Origin of the sequence: Mycolicibacterium doricum (assembly GCF_010728155.1) — a bacterium.
Taxonomy (GTDB): Bacteria; Actinomycetota; Actinomycetes; order Mycobacteriales; family Mycobacteriaceae; genus Mycobacterium; species Mycobacterium doricum.
The window spans coordinates 3,609,059-3,626,979 of the sequence record NZ_AP022605.1 but is presented as its reverse complement, the minus strand read 5'-3'; the positions used below and the strand labels follow the sequence as shown (position 1 = coordinate 3,626,979).

Genomic DNA, 17,921 nt, shown 5'->3' with positions numbered 1-17,921 from the left:
TCGACGCCAATGACGAAGTCGACGCTAATGACGAAGTCGACGCCAAGGGCAAAGTCAAAGAAGCCGCAGAGCGGATGCAGCACCACAGCCCGGGCTGCATCCCCGGGGCGGACCCGATCTCCGCACGGCCACCGGCCTTTCGGTCGGTGGCGGTTAGTGCCCGCGCGGACAGCAGGGTGGGTGGGAGCGGCGTCTCGGAACCCGGGGTCACACCCGAGCAGCGCACCGCGGGAGGATCCCGACGGTGATCCCCAGCCCTACCTCGTCGCCCACCCTGGCCCGCTGCTCGACCGAAGCCGTAGAAGCCGAAGCCGTAGAAGCCGAAGCCGTAGAAGCCGAAGCCGTAGAAGGAGGTGAGGTCAGCGGCATTCCCCGTAGACCGCGCATGTCCACACGTGCACGAGCGAGTCGAGGACCCGGTCGGGGGGAATGCCGGGGGTCTGGCCGGCGAACGCGGCGAGCAGCGTGCGTTCGTTCATCAGATTGAGCGCCGTGGCGAGGTCGTGGGCGGGCAGCGTCTCCGGGGCGGCCCCGCGCCGCCGTTCGGCCTCGATTGTCGCCGCAGTGAAGTCGATCCACTTCTGCATGAACTTCCCGAAGACGTCACGGATCTCGGCGTTGTCCGAACTGGATGCCGCGACGGTGACAGCTCGGTGGGCGCCGAAGGTGTCGAAGAACACCTTGATGCCCGGACGCCATACGTTTTCCGACGTCGCGGTGGAGGCGGCCCGCTCGAGCGCGGTATCGGCCTCCCTGATGACCCGCTCCCACAGCGTCAGCAGTACGGATTCTTTGGAGCCGAAGTAGAAGTAGAAGGTCGGGCGCGAGATACCCGCACCCTTCGCCAGGTCGTCCACGGAGATCTCGGCGAACGGGCGCGCGTCGAGTAGCTGTTCGGCGGTAGCCAGGATCGCCTGTTCACGGTCGTCGCCCGAGGGCCGGGCCGACCTGCGGCCGCGCGGTGCCCGGGCCTCGCTGGCGGTGGTCACAATCGGGTACTTTACACTGCGTCGATCTCCTCAACACAATGTTGACGATCTCGACGGAGTGTTGATAGCTTGACACTATGACTGAATTTGTCGACGTCGCCATCGTCGGAGCCGGGATCTCCGGTATCAGCGCCGCGTGGCACCTGCAGGGCCAGAATCCGGACAAGACCTACGCGATCCTCGAGCGGCGCGACAGGCTCGGCGGGACGTGGGACCTGTTCAAGTACCCGGGCATCCGGTCGGACTCCGACATGTACACGCTGGGCTTCCACTTCAAGCCGTGGGTGACCGACCAGAGCATCGCCGACGGCGCCTCGATCTGGAACTACCTCAACGAGGCCGCCACCGAGAACGGCATCGACAAGCACATGCGGTACGGCCACAAGGTCGTCGCCGCCAACTGGTCGGATGAGGACAACCGTTGGGAGCTGACCGTCGAACACGACGGCGAACAGATCCAGCTCAACGCCGGGTTCCTGTGGGCCTGCAGCGGCTACTACGACTACGACCGGGGTTATTCGCCCGAGTTCCCCGGCGCCGAGGACTTCGCCGGCACCATCGTGCACCCGCAGCACTGGCCGCAAGACCTTGACTACCAAGGCAAGAAGGTCGTCGTGATCGGCAGCGGGGCCACCGCGATCACCCTCATCCCGGCGTTGATCGACGGCGGCGCCGGCCACGTGACGATGTTGCAGCGCACGCCCACCTACATCGGTTCGCTGCCCGACAAGGACCCCTTCGCCGCACGTGCCTATCGGTTGCTTCCGGAGAAACCCGCCTACACCGCCGTGCGGTGGAAGGCCATCATGCTGGCGGTGATGCAGTATCAAATCGCGCGCGCCTTCCCGAATACCTTCCGGAAACTGTTGCGCAAGATGGCCGAGCGCCGTCTTCCCGAGGGCTACGACTACGACAGGCACTTCGCACCCGACTACAAACCGTGGGATCAGCGGGTGTGTCTGGCCCCCAACGGCGACATCTTCAAGGCGATCCGCAACGGTAAGGCCGACGTGGTCACCGACGCGATCGACCGGTTCACCACCGAAGGCATCCTGCTGAAGTCCGGTGAGCGCATCGACGCCGACATCATTATCACGGCAACCGGTTTGAACGTGCAGTTCTTCGGTGGCGCGGAGGTGCTGCGCAACGGCGAGCCCATGGACCTCGCCGACACCGTGGCCTACAAGGGCATGATGCTCTCCGGTATCCCGAACATGGCGTTCACCTTCGGCTACACGAATGCCTCCTGGACGCTCAAGGCGGACCTCACATCCGAATACGTCAGCCGACTGCTCAACTACATGGACGACAAGGGATACGACACCGTCGAGCCGCGCCGCCCCGGTCCCGACGTCGAGCGTTTGCCGTTCGTAGACCTGGCGTCGGGTTACATCAAGCGCGCCCTCGACCGGCTGCCCAAGTCGGGCGGTAAGGCGCCGTGGCGGCTGAAGCAGAACTACCTGGTCGACCTGCGCGTCATTCGCAACGGCAAGATCGACGACGACACCCTGCAGTTCTCCAAGCACCGGGCCCCGGTCACGGTTTAGTTTCCCGCGCGCGGCCGGGGCGTGAGTCGCGCTACGGCGCGACGACGACGATGCCGTCGTCGTCGCTGTAGGCGACATCACCCGGCGTGAACGTCACGCCGCCGAACTCGACGGGGACCTGCCGTTCGCCCGCGCCTGTTTTCGTGCTCTTGCGGGGATTCGTGCCGAGGGCCTTGATGCCGATGTCGAGGGTGCGCAGCGTCGACGCGTCGCGTACGGCGCCGTTGACGATCAGCCCGCTCCACCCATTGTCGCGGCCGAGCGCGGCGATCACGTCACCGACCAGGGCGGTGTGTAGTGAGCCGTCGCCGTCGATCACCAGCACGCCGCCGTCGCCGGGCTCCGACAGCACCGATTTGAGCAGCGCATTGTCCTGAAAACACCGCACCGTGGTGACCCGCCCGGCGAACTCCGGTCGCCCGCCGAACTGGCGAAGTTGCAGATCACAGCTGCGGACGCCGGGTCCGATGTCGTCGACGAGGTCGGCGGTGGCGCGCGGTTCGATGGTCACCGCTCGATGCTAGCGACGACCACATCGTGCAGAAACCCGGCAGCCCCGGTGCGCCAAGCCGACTATCGAGCTGACGTCGCGTCAGGGTTACGGGGATTTCAGCGGCGGCGGGCGACCAGGACGGCGAGCAGGGCGAGAACGGCCGCGACCGCCGCGGCCGTGAGCGTCAGCCGCGACTGGTCCGGGGGGTCGACGGTGGCCGGCGCAGGTCCGGCGACCGGGTTGCTGGCCGTGGTCACCGTAGCCTTCGCCTGGGCCGCGACCTCTTCGGCTGCCGCCGCTAGGTCGCCGTCGGCGGTGACCAGGTCCGCCGGTGTGGGAGGCGGCTGCTTCTTGGTGGGTGCCGTGTTCTTGGTGGGTGCCTTCTTGACGGCTTTGGCGGGTGCCTTCTTGGCCGCCGCCTTCTTTGCGGGTGTCGTCTTCACCGGAGGCGCGGCCCCCGCGGCCTCCGCGGCGGGCGGCGTGGGCTCGGCGGGAGTGTCGGCCTGCTCGGCGGACCCATCATGGCGGTCTGCCATCGACGCTGCTCCTTCGCGGTATCTGGGTTAGGCGACGGTGGCTCCATCATGCCAGGCGTCCGCGCCCGCTCGTCCGGTGACGGCCAGGGCGGCCGCCAGGGTCAAGCGTCGGACATACCGCCCAGTTCCAGCAGCGGCTGCAGTTGCGCGCTCACTGCCCGCGGTGTCGAGCAGGAGTACCACCGCTAGCGCGAGCGTGACGGTCGCGCCGCAGTCCGTCCGCCGTGCGGGCCGAGGTGCGGCTGCAGGAGTTCTGGGCCGGCCCAGCGCCCACGACGCCACCGATAGGCCGCGACGACGCCGATCGATCGCCGCACGCCAGGGCGACGCTTCACGTACGGCGTCGCGCCGTCCACAGCGCAGCTGCCCCCACGGCAACACAGGCACCGACGATGAACGGCCATACCGGCGGATCCTCGGCCGGCGCGACCGGGGGCGCGTCCGCAGCGGCCGACGGCCCGGGCGTCCCGGTGCCGCCGGCGGTGAGCTCGAAAGTCCACGACCCCGTGACGACGTGACCGTCGGCGGATGTCGCGCGGTAGTTGACGGTGTAGACGCCCGCCGGGCCCAGCGGCCGCAGGTTCACCGACACGACCGTGTCCTGCACCTGCGGGGCGCCCGTCGACCAGAGGTTTCCGTCGGGACCCACGACGGTCATCGCTGCGAACGCAGGCTGCATGGCCTCGCTGAAGGTCGCGCTCACCCGTGCCGGCGCCTCGGCTACCGGCGCGCCGTCGGCGGGATCGGTGGCGATGACCGTCGCGTGGGCCGACGTCACGCCCGCTCCGACCAGGGAGAGGGCGACCAGGGTCACAGCCGCCACCGCGGCAGTCAACCTGCATATGAGTGCTTGCATGTGACGGTCTCTCGGTGTCAGGCCACGCCGAGACGGGCCATCAGGTCGGCGTCGATCCCGTCGAGTTGTTCCGCGATCGCGGCGTGGGCGGCCCGCCGGCGCGCGGTCGGCATGTTCTCCGCGGCGGCGACGGCCGCCGACAGGTCACCGAGACGCTCGGTGATCGCGGCGACGAACCGTTTGGTTTCGGCGTCCTTCGGTTTCTTCTCGGCGACCAGCCGAGCCGACTGCTCCGCACCGGAGATGCGCGCGGACAGCTCACCGCCGTGTCCGGAGAACTGGCCGAGCTGGCTCAGCGGCACCCCGAGCCGGTCGGCTCGCCGTTCGTCGACGAAGCCACGGGCCGCCACCGACGCGCGGTAGACCAGCGGCACCGCGATGGGGGCAAGCAGCCGGGCGACGGTCAGCGTGCGACGGATCCGGCCGGGGGAGAGGATCTTGCCCTCCCTGGCCGCCCGCAGTTGCGTCTCAGCGACCTTGAGCGCGGTCCGGTCACTTTCCCGCTGAGCGCGCAGCTGGGCCTTGAGCGCCCGCGCCTCGGCCTTCGCCTGGGACTTGTAGCGACGCGCCTCGTTCTTTGCCGAGAGCCTGGCCTCCAGCTTGGCCTTGGCCTTGATCGCGCGCGCCTCGGCTCGGCGGGTAGCACGGCTTTTGCGTCGCCTGAACAAACCCATTCCCCGCTGCCCTCCGGTCCTCGGTTCCCCAGCCGCTGAGCGCGGCCGCATCGGTGCAGTCCAACCCTAGCGGTCGGGTGGGGCCTGGCGACGCCCGCGCCCCGTCGCCCGATCCATCTACGCGGGCACCGCCCCGGGGAAGTGCCAGCTCGGGAGCGTAGGCAAACAACGCCCCCTTCGCCAACCGCCGCCGCGACAAGACCTCAGTCGTCGAGGTGTTCCTTGCGCCGCAGTTCGTCGACCTTGGCCACGATGTCCTTTTGCGCTTCGGGCGACAACCCGACCGAACGCGAGGCGATCCGGCGGACGCCTTCATCCCGCATGTTGGCCAGCCAGGTGAGTTCCTTGTCGAGTTTCTCGTAGTACTCGTCGTCGGTGAAGTACGCCGGCTTGATCCGGAAGAAGTTGGCCAGGGCCGCCATGGTGGCCTGCGAGGGGTTCGTTCGGTTGCCTGAACGCAGCTGGGAGAGGTATGGCGCAGACATCGTGATGCCCTCGGCCTTCAGCGCACCGATGACTTCGGCGGACGTGTGCGGTCCCCGGCCTGGCGGATAAACCGTGTCGAATAGTCGGTTCAGCCGTGCGGCGAACGTCTTGCTCATCGGATTGACCTCCATATGGTGACGAGCGGGCTAAAGGGCGGCGCGTTTGCTGACCATCGTAGCGAGAGTTATACCTACAACCAAGTGCAAACCACCCAAATGTGCGTGTCAGCGCGCTTGCGTGGGCACCGAACCCCCATGATCTGCGGGTTCTTCGGTTGTATCCCCTATTCAGCGATGATAGTAAGCAAATAATAACGGTCCCGTAGCATCCCCTGTGCTGGAGCGTCTCTCAGGTGGCTCCCAGCAATCGCGGTGTCAACCGACCGGGCCGGTCAGTGCCGCACTCGTGACGAAGTCACGCGTTTGCCGACGGCACGTCGCACCGACAAAGGGCGAGGTAGGAGTGCACGCCACCGCTGACGGACGGTGATCGGCCATCGGCAGAAGATAGCCAGGCGCAGCTCAGACGGGGTCGGACGACGTTTCGCGAGGCGCCGTGGAGGTGGCACGGTCCCGCCTGGCGCGTACGGTCCGCGCCACGGCGACCAGCACTGCGGCCACCGCCACCCCACCGATCCCGGCCAGTGCCACGGCCCGCCAACCGAGCGCGGCGTCGAAGAGCATCCAAAGGCCGAACATAAGGAACAGCACGCTCGCCACCGCGTGCAGAAACCCCTCGGGCAGCCGCTTGTGCAGCATTGCGCCGACGACGATGGCAACGCCGTCGGCGAGCACCATGCCCACGGTCGCGCCGATCCAGACGCCGATGGCATCGCGGTCGCTGGCCAGCGCCACCGTCGCCAGCATGGTCTTGTCGCCCAGTTCGGCGAGCACGAACGACGAGACGATGGCGGGAACGGCGAATCGGGGTTCGGCCACCCGCACGTCCTCGTCGCCGGCGTTGCGTCCCTCGCGCCAGGTCCACGCCGCGAACAACAGGAAGGCGATGGCCGCGGCGAATGCGATGGGCTTCTCGGGCAGCGTCACCCCGAGGAAGTGGCCGATCGCCACCGACAGCCCGTGCACGAGTACCGCGGCGATACCGACCCCGGACAACACTACCCACCAGCGGTGCCGCAGCGCGTAGGTCATCGTGATGAGCTGTGATTTGTCGCCGAGTTCGGCGACGAAAACCACCGCGAGGCTGACCAAAACAGCGCCGAGCATCACGCACACCTTTCGACACGTCGCCGTGCGTACGCCTAATGCGCGCGGCGTCTGAGTCGAAGGTCTCGCCCACCGAGGGTGCGGTTCGCCGGCCGGGCCACGTGGGCCAGTATGTCGACACGACGATTCGGGGCTACTCCCCTTCGCTGACGCCTTCGACCATAGCGGCGGCTTCTCCGGTGCGCCAGCGTCAGAGCCGGGTTCGGGCGGCCGTATTCTCGGCTTCGGTAGCTCGTCTTCTCAGGTTACGGGCCCTTCACGCGACGAGCAGCATGGCCAGCACCGCGGTGTCGGGATGGCTGATGGGGTCGACTCCGACACGGCTGACCATCGAAGTGACGGTCCCGTCGGATTCCGCCTCCACCCAGGCTGCCCGGTGCTCGAGCCCCAGATGCGGCAGGCCCGGCAGGAGGACACAGCCTGATGCGGCCCCGCTGCATTCCGGCAGCGACGGGGTGGTCTCCGACGGCGGATGCAGCATCAGCAGGGCGGGTGGTTGGCGCTCGGCGAAGTAGCCGGGCGGCACGGCGGCGTCCCCGACGACGGTGCCCTCGGCGAGCACCAGCCCGACGGTGCCCGGTTCCGGCTCGTCGGGTAACTCCTCGCGCACACCGAATATCGTTGTCGTCGAGAGCAATCCGGGCAGTGACGCAACGCGGACGGCGACCGTCAGCAACTGCGCCCACTCCTTGGTCGAGTCGGGCCAGCGCCCCGACACGACGAAGCCTTTGAGTGAACCGCCGGAATGAAAGGGCGCGATCTCGATCGCCCGACCGGACCCTGTCTCCATATCGCCTCCGAGGCATCGGTGTTCGCGGACCGACACGCCTGTGGGTCGTGTGAAACAGGATGCTGTAGTGGCGTACTGGCACACAAGCCCACACGAGTGCTAACGGCTGGTGTATCCCAGAAGACGAACAGGGGGTGGCGCGCGGAATCCCGCGCCCCACCCCCTCGTATGGGTCTGGCGGTGACCGGTGTCAGCCGACGATGATGCCGCTGGCCGAGTTGGTGGCCTTGGTGAAACGGCTCTGCACGTCGTCCCAGTTGACGACGTTCCAGAACGCTTTCACGTAGTCGGCCTTCACGTTCTTGTACTGCAGGTAGTACGCGTGCTCCCACATGTCGACCTGCAGCAGCGGGATGATGCCCAGCGGGACGTTGCCCTGCTGATCGAACAGTTGGAAGGTCAGCAGCTTCTGGCCCAGTGTGTCGTAACCGAGCACCGCCCAGCCGGAACCCTGCAGTCCGTTGGCCGCGGCGGTGAACTGTGCGCGGAAGCTGTCGAATGAACCGAACGCGTCGTCGATCGCGGCCGCCAGCTCACCGGTCGGATTGTCGCCACCGTTGGGCGAGAGGTTCTTCCACCAGATGGTGTGGTTCACGTGGCCACCGAGGTGGAAGGCCAGGTTCTTCTCATTGAGGAAGATCGCGGAGTGGTCCCCGGACTCCCGCGCCTCCGCCAACTTCGACAGGGCGTCGTTCGCCCCCTTCACGTACGTCGCGTGGTGTTTGCTGTGGTGGAGCTCGTTGATCTGCCCCGAGATGTGCGGTTCGAGCGCGCCGTAATCGTAATCAAGATCGGGCAAGGTGTATTCAGCCACAAGATTCCTTCCTCAGCAGTGATTGATGGAGCTCGACATCCTCGACATCGATGTCAACCTTGCTCCATAGCAGCGCACATCGCAAGGACGCGCGTCCGCCCACACCAATACCCGACTACGAGGCCTTCAGAACAGGACCATCAACGCGAGGATGGCGAGCAGAACCAAGGCGATGACTCCCGCGCGCAGACACGCCATCAGTTGGCTGCGGGCGTAGACGCTGGCCGACGTCTGCCACTCCGACGGCGGCATGGCCGAACTGCTTCCCATTGAGTGAGACGCCATCAGTGGCCCCTGGCCTGCACGAACAAATTCAAACCCCCAGTGATATCAATCACACGCCAGCCCTGTGACGCCGATCGTAACCGGTCGGCGACCGCGGAGCGAAATCGGGTGAGCGCGGGGTGGCGGCGGGTGGTCCGCCGACGTCAACTGGCACCCGGCCGGCCCGGGCGACCGCGCGTTCACTCCACCACCGCCCGTAGGCGTCGGCCCAGAAGCTCGATTAGCAGCCTTAAGCATTTCGCTCGGCGGTTTCGTTACCGGCATGTGACCTTTGCCTGTAGGCGGCGCTATGCACAATTTCGATAAGCAAGCGCACCACACGACTTGCGCTTATCCGCTCGGATGCGAACAGGACCTGTGGATGAAGCTGTGGAAACTGTGGATAAATCCACCATTGCTGTCCGCAGAGACATACGCCGGGTGGACGGCGGCGTGACGGCATGAGACGCATGGACGACGTCGAGGTGACACAGGCCGACGTGGCCGCCGCGGTCGACCCTGAGGCCACTGTCTACGTGATGTGCCACGCCGGCGGCCGCTCCCAATGAGTGGCGCAGGGAACGCGTGACCAGCGCCGCTAGGCTGGTCGGATGATCCAGGTGTGTTCCCGCTGCGGAACGCGGTGGAACGTGCGCGACCGCGAGCGGCAGGTGTGTCCCCGGTGCCAGGGCACGTTGATGGCGCCGTCCGCGCCGCCCACACCGGGTGCCGAGTGGAGCGCGCGTCAGGCCCGCCCAGGCAGCGCCGGCGCCCCGCCGCGTCTGCCGGCCGGCTACCGCTGGATCGCCGTGCGACCCGGTGCGCCGCCTCCACCCCGTGCGCGGCGCCGACCGCTCGGCCCGACGCCGCGCTATCCGACGATCCCGCGGTGGGGCCTCGTCGAGCACTTCGACACCGTCGACCCGTCGGCGACCCAGACGCGTACCGGTCCGTCGGGCTCCGCGGTCCGTATGACCCTGCTCATCACCATGGGGGTGCTCGGCGCCGCGGCCGCGATGCACGCGCTTCGATATCTGCTGCTGTTGATCAACCGCACCGTACTGCTCAGCCCGATTGTGGCCGGTGTGGCGACGTGGCTGGGGGTCGCGTTGAGCGTCGTGGCGGCCTTCCTGGTGGTCGGCAGCATCGTGCTGATGACCAACTGGCTGATCGCGCGCCGCGGCGCGGCCTACGGGTACCACGGACAGTCGGATCCTCGGGACGCGCTGCGTCTGCGGCTGGGATGCCTGGTGCCGTTCGTGAATCTGTTCTTCGCGCCGGTGTACGTGCTGGAACTGGCCGGGGTCGAGAGCCGGATGTCGACGCTGCGCAAGCCGATCATCGTGTGGTGGATCCTGTGGGTGCTCAGCACCGTGGTCTCGGTGTTCTCGATCGCCACCAGCTTCGCCACGGACCCGCAGGGCATCGCCGACAACACCATGGTCACGACGATCGCCTACTTGATGGCGCTGGCCGCGCTGCTGGTCGCGTACCGGGTGGTGTCGGGGTTCGACCAGGCGCCGGCGTCGCGACCTGTCCACCGGTGGGTGATGGTGCCCGATGATGCGCCGGCCGCGCAGCCTGACGGCCAATCGGCTCGTCCGGTTGAGTGCAGCGGGCAAAACCCGGCAGCATAGGCCTCATGAAGACGGATGACGGCGCGGTCGGCAGTCATCCGTTCGTCGTCGCGCACCGAGGGGCTTCGGCCGACCGGCCCGAACACACACTGGCGGCTTACCAACTGGCCCTCGATGAGGGTGCGGACGGAGTCGAGTGCGATGTCCGGCTGACCCGCGACGGCCATCTGGTGTGCCTACACGACCGGCGCGTCGACCGGACCTCGTCGGGCACCGGCGTGGTCAGCGAGATGACGCTGGCCGAGTTGCGGGAGCTCGACTTCGGGTCCTGGCACGCCAGTTCAGGACCGGATGCGGGCCCCGACATCACGGATCTGCTGACGCTTGAGCGGCTGGTGGAACTGGTTCTGGACTGGCACCGGCCGGTGAAGTTGTTCATCGAGACGAAACACCCGGTCCGCTACGGGGCGCTCGTGGAGAGCAAGGTGCTCGCGCTGCTGCACCGGTTCGGCATCGCGACACCGGCCTCGGCCGACCTCTCGAGGGCGGTCGTGATGTCGTTCTCCGCTGCCGCGGTGTGGCGGATCCGCCGCGCCGCGCCGATGCTCCCGACCGTGCTGCTCGGCGAGACGTCGCGCTATCTCGGCGGCAGCGCCGCGACGACCGTAGGTGCGACAGCGGTGGGGCCGTCGATCATGACGCTGCGCGAACACCCCGAGCTCGTCGACCGGGCGGCCGCCCAGGGCAGGGCGCTGTACTGCTGGACGGTCGACCACTACGAGGACGTGCGCTACTGCCGCGATCTCGGCGTGGCCTGGTTGGCGACGAACCACCCCGGCCGGACCAAGGACTGGCTGCAGAACGGGTTGACCGGCGCGGCAGGCACCGATCGCTGAAGCTTGGGCGGCGGTCTCCTAAGCAGGAGTGTCGAGCACGTCGGCCGGGATGGGCTTGTCGGTGGCCAACGCGTCGAAGAGGCGTCCGGCGGCATCGCTGTCCCACACCACGACGGCGCCGGAGCCGGCGCTGGTGAACTCCCCGATAGGCACCGTCGTGGTGGTCAGGTCACCGCGCAACGCCCAGCCGAGGCGAGCGAGATCCCACACGTGTGCACCGGTGTCGACGGTCAGTGCGCCGCCGACCGCCCGCGCCACCGGATACCAGCGCAGCGGGTTGAGCAGGACCGCAGGGCTGGCGGCGCGGTGCAGGAGCGCCGACACGAACTCCCGCTGATGGGTCATCCGGTCGAGATCGGCCCGCGGGGTGGCGCGGGTACGGACGAATCCCAGCGCGTTGCGCCCGTCGAGCTCCTGGCATCCGGCCGGTAGGTCGATGCCGGCCAGCGGATCGCTCATGGGTTCCGCGGGGCACATGGTGACGCCGCCGACGGCGTCGACGACCGAGGCAAACCCGTCGAACCCGACCTCGGCGTAGTGGTCGAGCCGCAGACCTGTGGCCTGCTCGACGGTCTGGGCGAGCAGCGGCGCCCCGCCCAGCGCGAAGGCGGCGTTGATCTTGTCCTCGCCGTACCCCGGGATCGGCACGTAGGAGTCCCGTGGGATGGACACCATGGTCGCCGGGGCGCTCGAGGTCAGGCGTGGCAGGTGGACCACCAGGATCGTGTCGGTGCGCCCGTTGCCGACGTCACCGCCGGTGGCCAGCTCGGTCTGCTGTTCGGCGTCGAGGCCGGCGCGGCTGTCGGAGCCGACGAGTAACCAGGTCGTGCCGCGACCGGCCGCGGGCCGGTCCGGGTAGGCGGCCAGCGCGGGAGTGCGCCGCAGCGACGTGTCGACCCAGACGGTGAGGCCGATCAGCGACACCATCATGACCAGCAGCACGGTCATGACGATCCGGCCCCAGTGCCGTTTCCGGCGGGGCCTGGCGGTGGCGGGCGCGACAGACGGACGGACGGACCGCCCCAATGGACTGGCGGGCGGGCGCACCGGCGGCGGTGGCGCAGACTGGGGAGGCCGGGGCGGCGGCTGACGACGGGGCTGCGCCGTCGGCGGGGGCAGACGCTGCTCCCACGCCGGCGGCGGAACACGCGGCGGCGGAACACGCGGTGGGGGGCTCGGGGGATTCGGCGGCCACGCCGGCGGCGGCCGCTGCCCGGGAGCGCGGCGGATCACCTGCGACGGCTCTGGCGGGGCGTTCGGCCCCCTCCCGCCGCCGAGCGGGCCAGGCCCTCCGCTCTCCGGCCGATTCGGGTTCACAGCGAAAAATGTACGTGTGCATCGGCCGGATCACTGCAGCCAGCCCAGGTGGTCGGCCAGCAGCGCGTATCCGACGAACGCCACAGCGTCGATCAGCGCATGCGCGACGATCAGCGGCCAGAGTCGTCCGGTGCGGTGCCAGGCGTATCCGAACACCAGCCCCATCGCCACGTTGCCGAGGCCGGCGCCGAAGCCCTGGTACAGGTGGTACAGCCCACGCAGCAGGCTTGCCGCCACGATCGCGACGACCGGGTTCACCCGCAACTGACGCAACCGGGTCAACAGGAACCCCACGACGACGATCTCCTCGGCCCAGCCATTGGCGAACGAGATGGCCAGTAGCACCGGGATGCGCCACCAGGTGTCGTAGATTTCGGCGGGTTCGACCGAGGCGTTGATCCCCAGCACCCGGCTGAGCTGGTACAAGGCCAGCCCCGGCAGTCCGATGAGTGCGGCGAGTGCCAGCCCCCCGAGCAGGTCGGGGCGCACCCGCGGGCGTGCCAGCCCGATGTCGGCCAATCGGAACCCACTGCGCCACAACAGGTAGAGCCCTAGGGCCCCCCAGCCCAGGAGTTGGAAGACGCCGGCGAGGTTCAGCCCGAGGTCGAGGAGGTCGAAGGTGGACCGGCGTGGATTGAGCGCGACGACCTGGCCGGACAGGCCGAGCAGAACAGCCTCGAGCAGGCGCAGCAGCGCGGTGTACGCGCTGAGGCCGAACGTGACGGCGAGGACGATCACGATCTCGATGCGGATCGCCAGGCGTTGGCCGTGGTCCAACAGGTCAGGCAACTCGTCGGGCGGCCGGCTCACCGTCCATAGGCTAGCGCTAGCCGCCGGGGCGTTCGACGCGTCGGGCCTGCAGCCCGTTGAGGAACGGGCATCCCATGAGTACGCGGATGGCCTGGCTCAATCCGGTCACGTCGTCGACGGGATTGGGGAACGGCAGGCGCACATCGTGGTCGCCGTCGGTGGCCTCGACCCGCAGCCGGACGCCGTATCGGTCCAGGCCCAGAGGGCGTACTCGGCCGCGTCGCATGGTGGCGGGCAACCGGCTGGCCAGGCGGTGGACGACGTCCTGATGCGCCGACTCCAGGTGCTGCAACCAGCAGGACTCCATCGCGCAGAAGGGGTCGGGCCGGGCCTGCAGCAGCGCGTCGAGGCCGACCGACTCCGCGCCGGTCGCGTCGGCGACCACCACCGACTCGATCTGCAGCCGCATCAACGCGTATCGCGACTGGCCGCCCGAATTGACCTCTAGGAGAGCGGGATTCGGGTCGACACCGGCGACCAGGTCGAGTAGTTCGGAGACGTCGGTGTTCGGCACGGCGTGGACTCCTCCACGGATCCATACCAGCGATCGCACCGGTTCCCGCAGCCGCAGCGGCGCATAGTCGGTCATCTCGAGCACCGCCTGCACGCCCGCGGTACCGGCCGATACCACGATCGCCCAGAGGGGGGCATCGACGGGGATGGTGACCGCGAACGATCCGTCGTCGAGGAGGTGGTGCACCGGGGTGCTGACCGGGTCGACGCCTTCCACCGCGAGCATCGCGCCGCCGCCGCCGGCGCATGTGCTGCGGATTCGCTCCGCCGAGGAAGGTCCAGCCGGTGTCGTCGTCGGTGCGGTCGTCGCAGAAGTCTTGACCATCTCGCTGCCTTCCGGGATAAGGTTAGGTGAGGTAAGCCTTACTAAACTATGGAGGACCGGCTCACGCAAGGCGTTCCCGGGGGCAGCGCGGTCAGCGGATAGTGTTGGAACGTGCCGCGCATCGCCTATCTCGGCCCTGAGGGGACGTTCACCGAGTCGGCGTTACTGCAAATGGCGTCCGGCGCGATGGTTCCGGGCGACGGTCCGGTGACCCCGGTACCGACCGACAGCACGCCCGCCGGGCTGGAGGCCGTGCGGGCCGGGGAGGCCGACTACGCCTGCGTGCCGATCGAGAACTCCATCGAGGGTTCGGTGCTACCGACACTCGACAGTCTCGCGATGGGCGCGCCGCTGCAGATCTTCGCCGAACTCACCCTCGCCGTGTCGTTCAGCATCGTAGTGCGCCCAGGCCACGTCGGCGACGTCGCGACGGTCGCTGCATTCCCGGTGGCCGCAGCGCAGGTGCGGCGCTGGTTGTCCGCGCACCTGCCGGGAGCGCGACTGGTGCCCGCCCACTCCAACGCGGCAGCGGCTGCCGACGTCGCCGGTGGCCGCGCCGACGCCGGGGTGAGCACGGCGCTGGCCGCCGAGCGCTACGGGCTGCACAGCGTGGCCGCAGGTGTCGTCGACGAACCGAACGCCCGCACCCGGTTCGTCCTCGTGGGACGGCCCGCCCCGCCGCCCGCCCGCACCGGCGCCGACCGCACCGCGGTCGCCCTGCGTCTGCCGAACACCCCCGGCGCGCTGGTCGCCGCGATGACCGAACTGTCGATCCGCGACATCGACCTGACCCGGATCGAGTCGCGACCCACCCGCACCGAACTCGGCGCCTACGTGTTCTTCCTCGACTGTGTCGGGCACCTCGAAGACGATGCCGTCGCCGAGGCACTCAAAGCGCTGCACCGTCGTTGTGCACATGTGAGATATCTGGGTTCCTGGCCGACCGGGACGGCCGCAGGCACGCCACCGCCGGACAGCGACGAGGCGACACGCTGGCTGACACGACTGCGCGAAGGTGTGCCGACACCGCTGGAGCGCCGCCGATGAGCGGCAGGCTGATACTGGTCCGACACGGACAATCGCACGCCAACGTCGAACGGCGGCTCGACACCCGTCCGCCCGGGGAGGCGTTGACCGACCTGGGCCGCGAACAGGCCCGCAGATTCGCGAGCGGACTGCTGCGGCGGCCGGCGTTGCTCGCACACTCGTTGGCCCGCCGCGCGGCCGAGACCGCCGCCGAGATCGCCGCCGCCGCGAGACTCGGCCCACTGCCGTTCGACGGCCTGCACGAGGTTCAGGTCGGCGAGCTCGAGAACCGCTCCGACGACGAGGCCATCACCGAGTTCGAGTCGATCTACGAACGCTGGCAGCGCGGCGACCTCCACGTCCCGATGCCCGGCGGGGAGACCGGCGACGAGGTGCTCGACCGCTACGTGCCGGTGCTGACGCAGCTGCGCATGCGCTACCTCGACGACGACGCATGGCAGGACGACATCGTGGTGGTCAGCCACGGCGCCGCGATCAGGTTGGTGTCGGCGGTCCTGGCCGGCGTCGACGGCACGTTCGCGCTCGACCACCACCTTGCCAACACCGAGTCGGTGGTGCTCACACCAGTCACCGATGGACGCTGGAGTTGCGTGCAGTGGGGGACCCGGACGCCGCCGTTCTACCCTGAACCCGACGCCGATCCGGTGCGCGACGCACTGGAGTCCGGCGATCCGATGGGCTGATGACGGGCGGATTCAGATCACGGCCCTGGCGGCCGACGCGCCGCACGGGCAACCGACCGCCTCGCAGTCGATGCTGAACGTGTGCACCACCTCAGAGGCGGTGCAGTCATCCTCGGTGCATTCGATTCGGTAGCGGGCGTGGTGGATGACAGTGCCGTGGCAGTGTTCCAGCCCGGCCCGACACTCCCGGCACTGGATGCTCATGGTCTCCTTCCTAGCACTGCCCGCCGACACATGGTGAGTGCCGCGCTCAGGCCCAGCCGAGTTGGTGCAACCGGTCGTCGTCGATGCCGAAATGGTGTGCGATCTCGTGGATCACCGTGATCGCCACCTCCTCCACCACGTCCCCGTCGCTGTCGCAGATGTCGAGCAAAGCGTCGCGGTAGATCGTGATGGTGTCGGGCAGCGCGCCCGCGTAGGTGCTATCGCGTTCGGTGAGCGCGATGCCCTCGTAGAGCCCGAGCAGTTCAGGTTCCTCGGGATGGCGGTTCTCGACGAGCACCACGACGTTGTCGATTGCGGCGGCCAACTCGGGCGGGATGAGGTCGAGCGCATCGGAGACCAGTTCGTCGAACCGCTGCGCGCTCATCCGTACGGCCACGCGGTTACGGTCCCGGGGGCGGAGGTGGCGGAACCGGTTGGACCGGCTCGACCGCCGGGGCCGGTCCCGGCGCGGGAGGAGGCGGAGCCGGCGCGGGAAAGGGCGGAGCCGGCGCGGGTGGCGGTGGCAGCGCTTCCGGGCCCAGCGGTGGCGGTGCGGGCACGCCCGGTGGCGGCGGGGGCGGAGTGGCAGGGGCGCCCGGAGGCGGCGGGGGTGGAAGGGGTGGAACCGCATCGGTCGGCGGCGGTGTCTCGCTGGTCGGCGCCGACGTCGTCTGCGGACCGTGCTGAGTCTGGCTGGTCTCCGTCTGCTCGGACTCGCTGTAGTCCGGCTCGCTCTGCTGGGAGGACGTGTCGACGGCGTCGGGCATCGGGATCGGCGGCAGGCTCAGCCGTTCCTCGGGGATGTCCGGCGGCGGCACCGGGGGCTGCCCGTTGATCTGCAGCGGACCCTTGGCGCTGTTGAGCAGCGTCGACCAGCCTCCGTTGCCGAGGGTCGCGCCGATGCTGCAGGACACCCGGTGACTACCCGCGGCCCAGCTGGGCAGCGAGACCGTGCTGTAGATCAAGGTGAGCGTGGTGTTGCGGAGCTCGATCGGCGCCAGATAGGCATCGGTCATCCCCGTGCAGGCATCCTTGATGAACGCGTCCTGCTCGGGCTCCGGCGGCAGCGCGCCCGGGAACTTCTCCTTGAGGTTGACCGCGCCGGTGACCTCCATGGCATGCGGGGCGGCACAGTCGACCGGAATGTCGGTGGGCTGGTTGGTGGCCGGGTCGATGCCCAGGCAGGTGCCCGCCGGCCAGACCTTCGACTGGTCGATCTCGGCGACCTTACCGGTGAAGGGCAGCTGCTGGTTGTTCGCGCCCGGCAGTTGCAGACCGCACAGCATGCGACGTTCGCCGGCCTGGCGCCACGCCTTGTCTCCGGACCACAACATGCTGATGGTGAAGCGGCTGTTCGGATCGAAGCGCGGGCCGAGGTAACGGCGCACCGCTGCCTGGCACTGCTCCTGGCTGATCTGCTGGATGCGGGCCGGGGACGGCGGTTCGGCGTCGGCGCCGTACTCGCTGCCCGGGAAGGTACGCATGTCGACCGATTCGGCGACCTCGAAGCGGTGCTCCTCCTTGCATTCGACGATCTGCGCCCCGTCGGGGTTGCGCTCGGGCCAGTTCAGGCAGTCACCGCTCTCAGCGTGATTGAAGGTGTCGTTGCCGCGGGGGCCCAGGGTGATGGCACTGGCGCTGAGGCCGGGGCCGTTGGTGCCCTCACTGCCCGGTACGGCCGTGACGAGCCCGGCGATCAGCAGCCCGCCGAGCGCCGTCAGCAGCAGGGCGCGCCGGGTGGACGCGGCGTGCAGGCTGTGCCACCACGGCGCCTCGTCGTGGGCCTCGTCGTGGGCGCCGTCGTGGGCGTCGTCGCCGGGCCGGTCGCGTTCTGGTGCCTCCAACATCCGGTCCATTGTGACAGGCGCGCCAGG

General features: G+C 68.7%; 21 protein-coding genes. 5 read left to right on the top strand and 16 right to left on the bottom strand.

Annotation, left to right across the window (positions count from 1 at the left end):
* Positions 1–359: 359 nt before the first annotated feature.
* Positions 360–989, bottom strand: coding sequence for a TetR/AcrR family transcriptional regulator (locus G6N07_RS17765; protein ID WP_085188687.1), 630 nt, complete (start codon positions 987–989; stop codon positions 360–362).
* 77 nt (positions 990–1,066) lie between these two features.
* On the opposite strand from G6N07_RS17765, the gene G6N07_RS17760 reads away from it, so the two are divergent.
* Positions 1,067–2,536 carry a flavin-containing monooxygenase gene (locus tag G6N07_RS17760; RefSeq protein WP_085188689.1) on the top strand — a complete coding sequence of 490 codons (1,470 nt, stop codon included), beginning with the start codon at positions 1,067–1,069 and terminating at the stop codon, positions 2,534–2,536.
* A 31-nt stretch (positions 2,537–2,567) separates the two neighbouring features.
* Here the strand turns inward: G6N07_RS17760 and rraA are convergent, their stop codons facing one another.
* The 9 genes from rraA to G6N07_RS17715 form a co-directional block, all read right to left on the bottom strand.
* The gene (rraA, locus tag G6N07_RS17755) at positions 2,568–3,047 is read right to left on the bottom strand and encodes a ribonuclease E activity regulator RraA (protein WP_085188691.1); all 480 of its coding nucleotides are present in this window, start codon (positions 3,045–3,047) and stop codon (positions 2,568–2,570) included.
* 98 nt (positions 3,048–3,145) lie between these two features.
* Positions 3,146–3,565, bottom strand: coding sequence for a hypothetical protein (locus G6N07_RS17750; RefSeq protein ID WP_085188693.1), 420 nt, complete (start codon positions 3,563–3,565; stop codon positions 3,146–3,148).
* Between the two features lie 331 nt (positions 3,566–3,896).
* Positions 3,897–4,421: a copper resistance CopC family protein gene (locus G6N07_RS17745; RefSeq protein ID WP_085188695.1), complete on the bottom strand. Its 525-nt coding sequence runs from the start codon at positions 4,419–4,421 to the stop codon at positions 3,897–3,899.
* A gap of 17 nt (positions 4,422–4,438) precedes the next feature.
* A complete protein-coding gene (locus G6N07_RS17740; RefSeq protein WP_085188697.1) occupies positions 4,439–5,095 on the bottom strand; it encodes a DUF6474 family protein in 657 nt (218 codons plus the stop codon).
* A 203-nt stretch (positions 5,096–5,298) separates the two neighbouring features.
* Positions 5,299–5,697: a helix-turn-helix domain-containing protein gene (locus G6N07_RS17735; protein ID WP_085188778.1), complete on the bottom strand. Its 399-nt coding sequence runs from the start codon at positions 5,695–5,697 to the stop codon at positions 5,299–5,301.
* 405 nt (positions 5,698–6,102) lie between these two features.
* On the bottom strand, positions 6,103–6,807 hold the full coding sequence (locus G6N07_RS17730) for a TMEM165/GDT1 family protein (protein ID WP_085188699.1): 705 nt from the start codon (positions 6,805–6,807) through the stop codon (positions 6,103–6,105).
* Between the two features lie 256 nt (positions 6,808–7,063).
* Positions 7,064–7,597, bottom strand: coding sequence for a peptidase (locus G6N07_RS17725; protein ID WP_085188701.1), 534 nt, complete (start codon positions 7,595–7,597; stop codon positions 7,064–7,066).
* A 190-nt stretch (positions 7,598–7,787) separates the two neighbouring features.
* On the bottom strand, positions 7,788–8,411 hold the full coding sequence (locus G6N07_RS17720; protein WP_085188703.1) for a superoxide dismutase: 624 nt from the start codon (positions 8,409–8,411) through the stop codon (positions 7,788–7,790).
* Positions 8,412–8,537: 126 nt separating this feature from the next.
* On the bottom strand, positions 8,538–8,681 hold the full coding sequence (locus G6N07_RS17715) for a hypothetical protein (RefSeq protein WP_163784015.1): 144 nt from the start codon (positions 8,679–8,681) through the stop codon (positions 8,538–8,540).
* A gap of 605 nt (positions 8,682–9,286) precedes the next feature.
* On the opposite strand from G6N07_RS17715, the gene G6N07_RS17705 reads away from it, so the two are divergent.
* The gene (locus tag G6N07_RS17705; RefSeq protein ID WP_085188705.1) at positions 9,287–10,312 is read left to right on the top strand and encodes a DUF4328 domain-containing protein; all 1,026 of its coding nucleotides are present in this window, start codon (positions 9,287–9,289) and stop codon (positions 10,310–10,312) included.
* Positions 10,313–10,317: 5 nt separating this feature from the next.
* Positions 10,318–11,148, top strand: coding sequence for a glycerophosphodiester phosphodiesterase (locus G6N07_RS17700; protein ID WP_085188707.1), 831 nt, complete (start codon positions 10,318–10,320; stop codon positions 11,146–11,148).
* An 18-nt stretch (positions 11,149–11,166) separates the two neighbouring features.
* Here the strand turns inward: G6N07_RS17700 and G6N07_RS17695 are convergent, their stop codons facing one another.
* From G6N07_RS17695 to G6N07_RS17685, 3 genes are all read right to left on the bottom strand, one after another.
* Positions 11,167–12,381 (bottom strand): LCP family protein, encoded by a 1,215-nt coding sequence (locus G6N07_RS17695; protein ID WP_372507568.1) that lies wholly within the window; start codon positions 12,379–12,381, stop codon positions 11,167–11,169.
* Between the two features lie 114 nt (positions 12,382–12,495).
* On the bottom strand, positions 12,496–13,275 hold the full coding sequence (locus G6N07_RS17690; RefSeq protein ID WP_085188711.1) for a CPBP family intramembrane glutamic endopeptidase: 780 nt from the start codon (positions 13,273–13,275) through the stop codon (positions 12,496–12,498).
* 16 nt (positions 13,276–13,291) lie between these two features.
* Complete coding sequence (locus G6N07_RS17685; RefSeq protein WP_085188713.1) at positions 13,292–14,113, bottom strand: DUF2470 domain-containing protein; 822 nt, start codon at positions 14,111–14,113, stop codon at positions 13,292–13,294.
* Positions 14,114–14,224: 111 nt separating this feature from the next.
* Here G6N07_RS17685 and pheA point away from each other — a divergent pair, with 111 nt between their 5' ends.
* Both pheA and G6N07_RS17675 read left to right on the top strand, forming a co-directional pair.
* Complete coding sequence (pheA, locus tag G6N07_RS17680; RefSeq protein ID WP_085188715.1) at positions 14,225–15,160, top strand: prephenate dehydratase; 936 nt, start codon at positions 14,225–14,227, stop codon at positions 15,158–15,160.
* Complete coding sequence (locus tag G6N07_RS17675) at positions 15,157–15,843, top strand: histidine phosphatase family protein (RefSeq protein ID WP_085188717.1); 687 nt, start codon at positions 15,157–15,159, stop codon at positions 15,841–15,843. The genes pheA and G6N07_RS17675 overlap by 4 nt, the downstream gene beginning before the upstream one ends.
* A gap of 12 nt (positions 15,844–15,855) precedes the next feature.
* Here the strand turns inward: G6N07_RS17675 and G6N07_RS17670 are convergent, their stop codons facing one another.
* The 3 genes from G6N07_RS17670 to G6N07_RS17660 are packed head-to-tail and all read right to left on the bottom strand — an operon-like array spanning position 15,856 to position 17,903.
* Positions 15,856–16,047, bottom strand: a complete 192-nt coding sequence (locus tag G6N07_RS17670) for a hypothetical protein (protein ID WP_085188719.1) — start codon at positions 16,045–16,047, stop codon at positions 15,856–15,858.
* 46 nt (positions 16,048–16,093) lie between these two features.
* The gene (locus G6N07_RS17665) at positions 16,094–16,444 is read right to left on the bottom strand and encodes a metallopeptidase family protein (RefSeq protein ID WP_085188721.1); all 351 of its coding nucleotides are present in this window, start codon (positions 16,442–16,444) and stop codon (positions 16,094–16,096) included.
* A 4-nt stretch (positions 16,445–16,448) separates the two neighbouring features.
* Complete coding sequence (locus G6N07_RS17660; RefSeq protein WP_085188723.1) at positions 16,449–17,903, bottom strand: septum formation family protein; 1,455 nt, start codon at positions 17,901–17,903, stop codon at positions 16,449–16,451.
* Positions 17,904–17,921: the final 18 nt, after the last annotated feature.

Excerpts from the sequence above, each read along its gene's own strand:
- G6N07_RS17760 (WP_085188689.1), top strand. The coding sequence starts at position 1,067 with ATGACTGAATTTGTCGACGTCGCCATCGTCGGAGCCGGGATCTCCGGT.
- G6N07_RS17750 (WP_085188693.1), bottom strand. The coding sequence starts at position 3,565 with ATGGCAGACCGCCATGATGGGTCCGCCGAGCAGGCCGACACTCCCGCC.
- G6N07_RS17745 (WP_085188695.1), bottom strand. The coding sequence starts at position 4,421 with ATGCAAGCACTCATATGCAGGTTGACTGCCGCGGTGGCGGCTGTGACC.
- G6N07_RS17740 (WP_085188697.1), bottom strand. The coding sequence starts at position 5,095 with ATGGGTTTGTTCAGGCGACGCAAAAGCCGTGCTACCCGCCGAGCCGAG.
- G6N07_RS17735 (WP_085188778.1), bottom strand. The coding sequence starts at position 5,697 with ATGAGCAAGACGTTCGCCGCACGGCTGAACCGACTATTCGACACGGTT.
- G6N07_RS17730 (WP_085188699.1), bottom strand. The coding sequence starts at position 6,807 with ATGCTCGGCGCTGTTTTGGTCAGCCTCGCGGTGGTTTTCGTCGCCGAA.
- G6N07_RS17725 (WP_085188701.1), bottom strand. The coding sequence starts at position 7,597 with ATGGAGACAGGGTCCGGTCGGGCGATCGAGATCGCGCCCTTTCATTCC.
- G6N07_RS17715 (WP_163784015.1), bottom strand. The coding sequence starts at position 8,681 with ATGGGAAGCAGTTCGGCCATGCCGCCGTCGGAGTGGCAGACGTCGGCC.
- G6N07_RS17705 (WP_085188705.1), top strand. The coding sequence starts at position 9,287 with ATGATCCAGGTGTGTTCCCGCTGCGGAACGCGGTGGAACGTGCGCGAC.
- G6N07_RS17700 (WP_085188707.1), top strand. The coding sequence starts at position 10,318 with ATGAAGACGGATGACGGCGCGGTCGGCAGTCATCCGTTCGTCGTCGCG.
- G6N07_RS17685 (WP_085188713.1), bottom strand. The coding sequence starts at position 14,113 with ATGGTCAAGACTTCTGCGACGACCGCACCGACGACGACACCGGCTGGA.
- G6N07_RS17675 (WP_085188717.1), top strand. The coding sequence starts at position 15,157 with ATGAGCGGCAGGCTGATACTGGTCCGACACGGACAATCGCACGCCAAC.
- G6N07_RS17670 (WP_085188719.1), bottom strand. The coding sequence starts at position 16,047 with ATGAGCATCCAGTGCCGGGAGTGTCGGGCCGGGCTGGAACACTGCCAC.
- G6N07_RS17660 (WP_085188723.1), bottom strand. The coding sequence starts at position 17,903 with ATGGACCGGATGTTGGAGGCACCAGAACGCGACCGGCCCGGCGACGAC.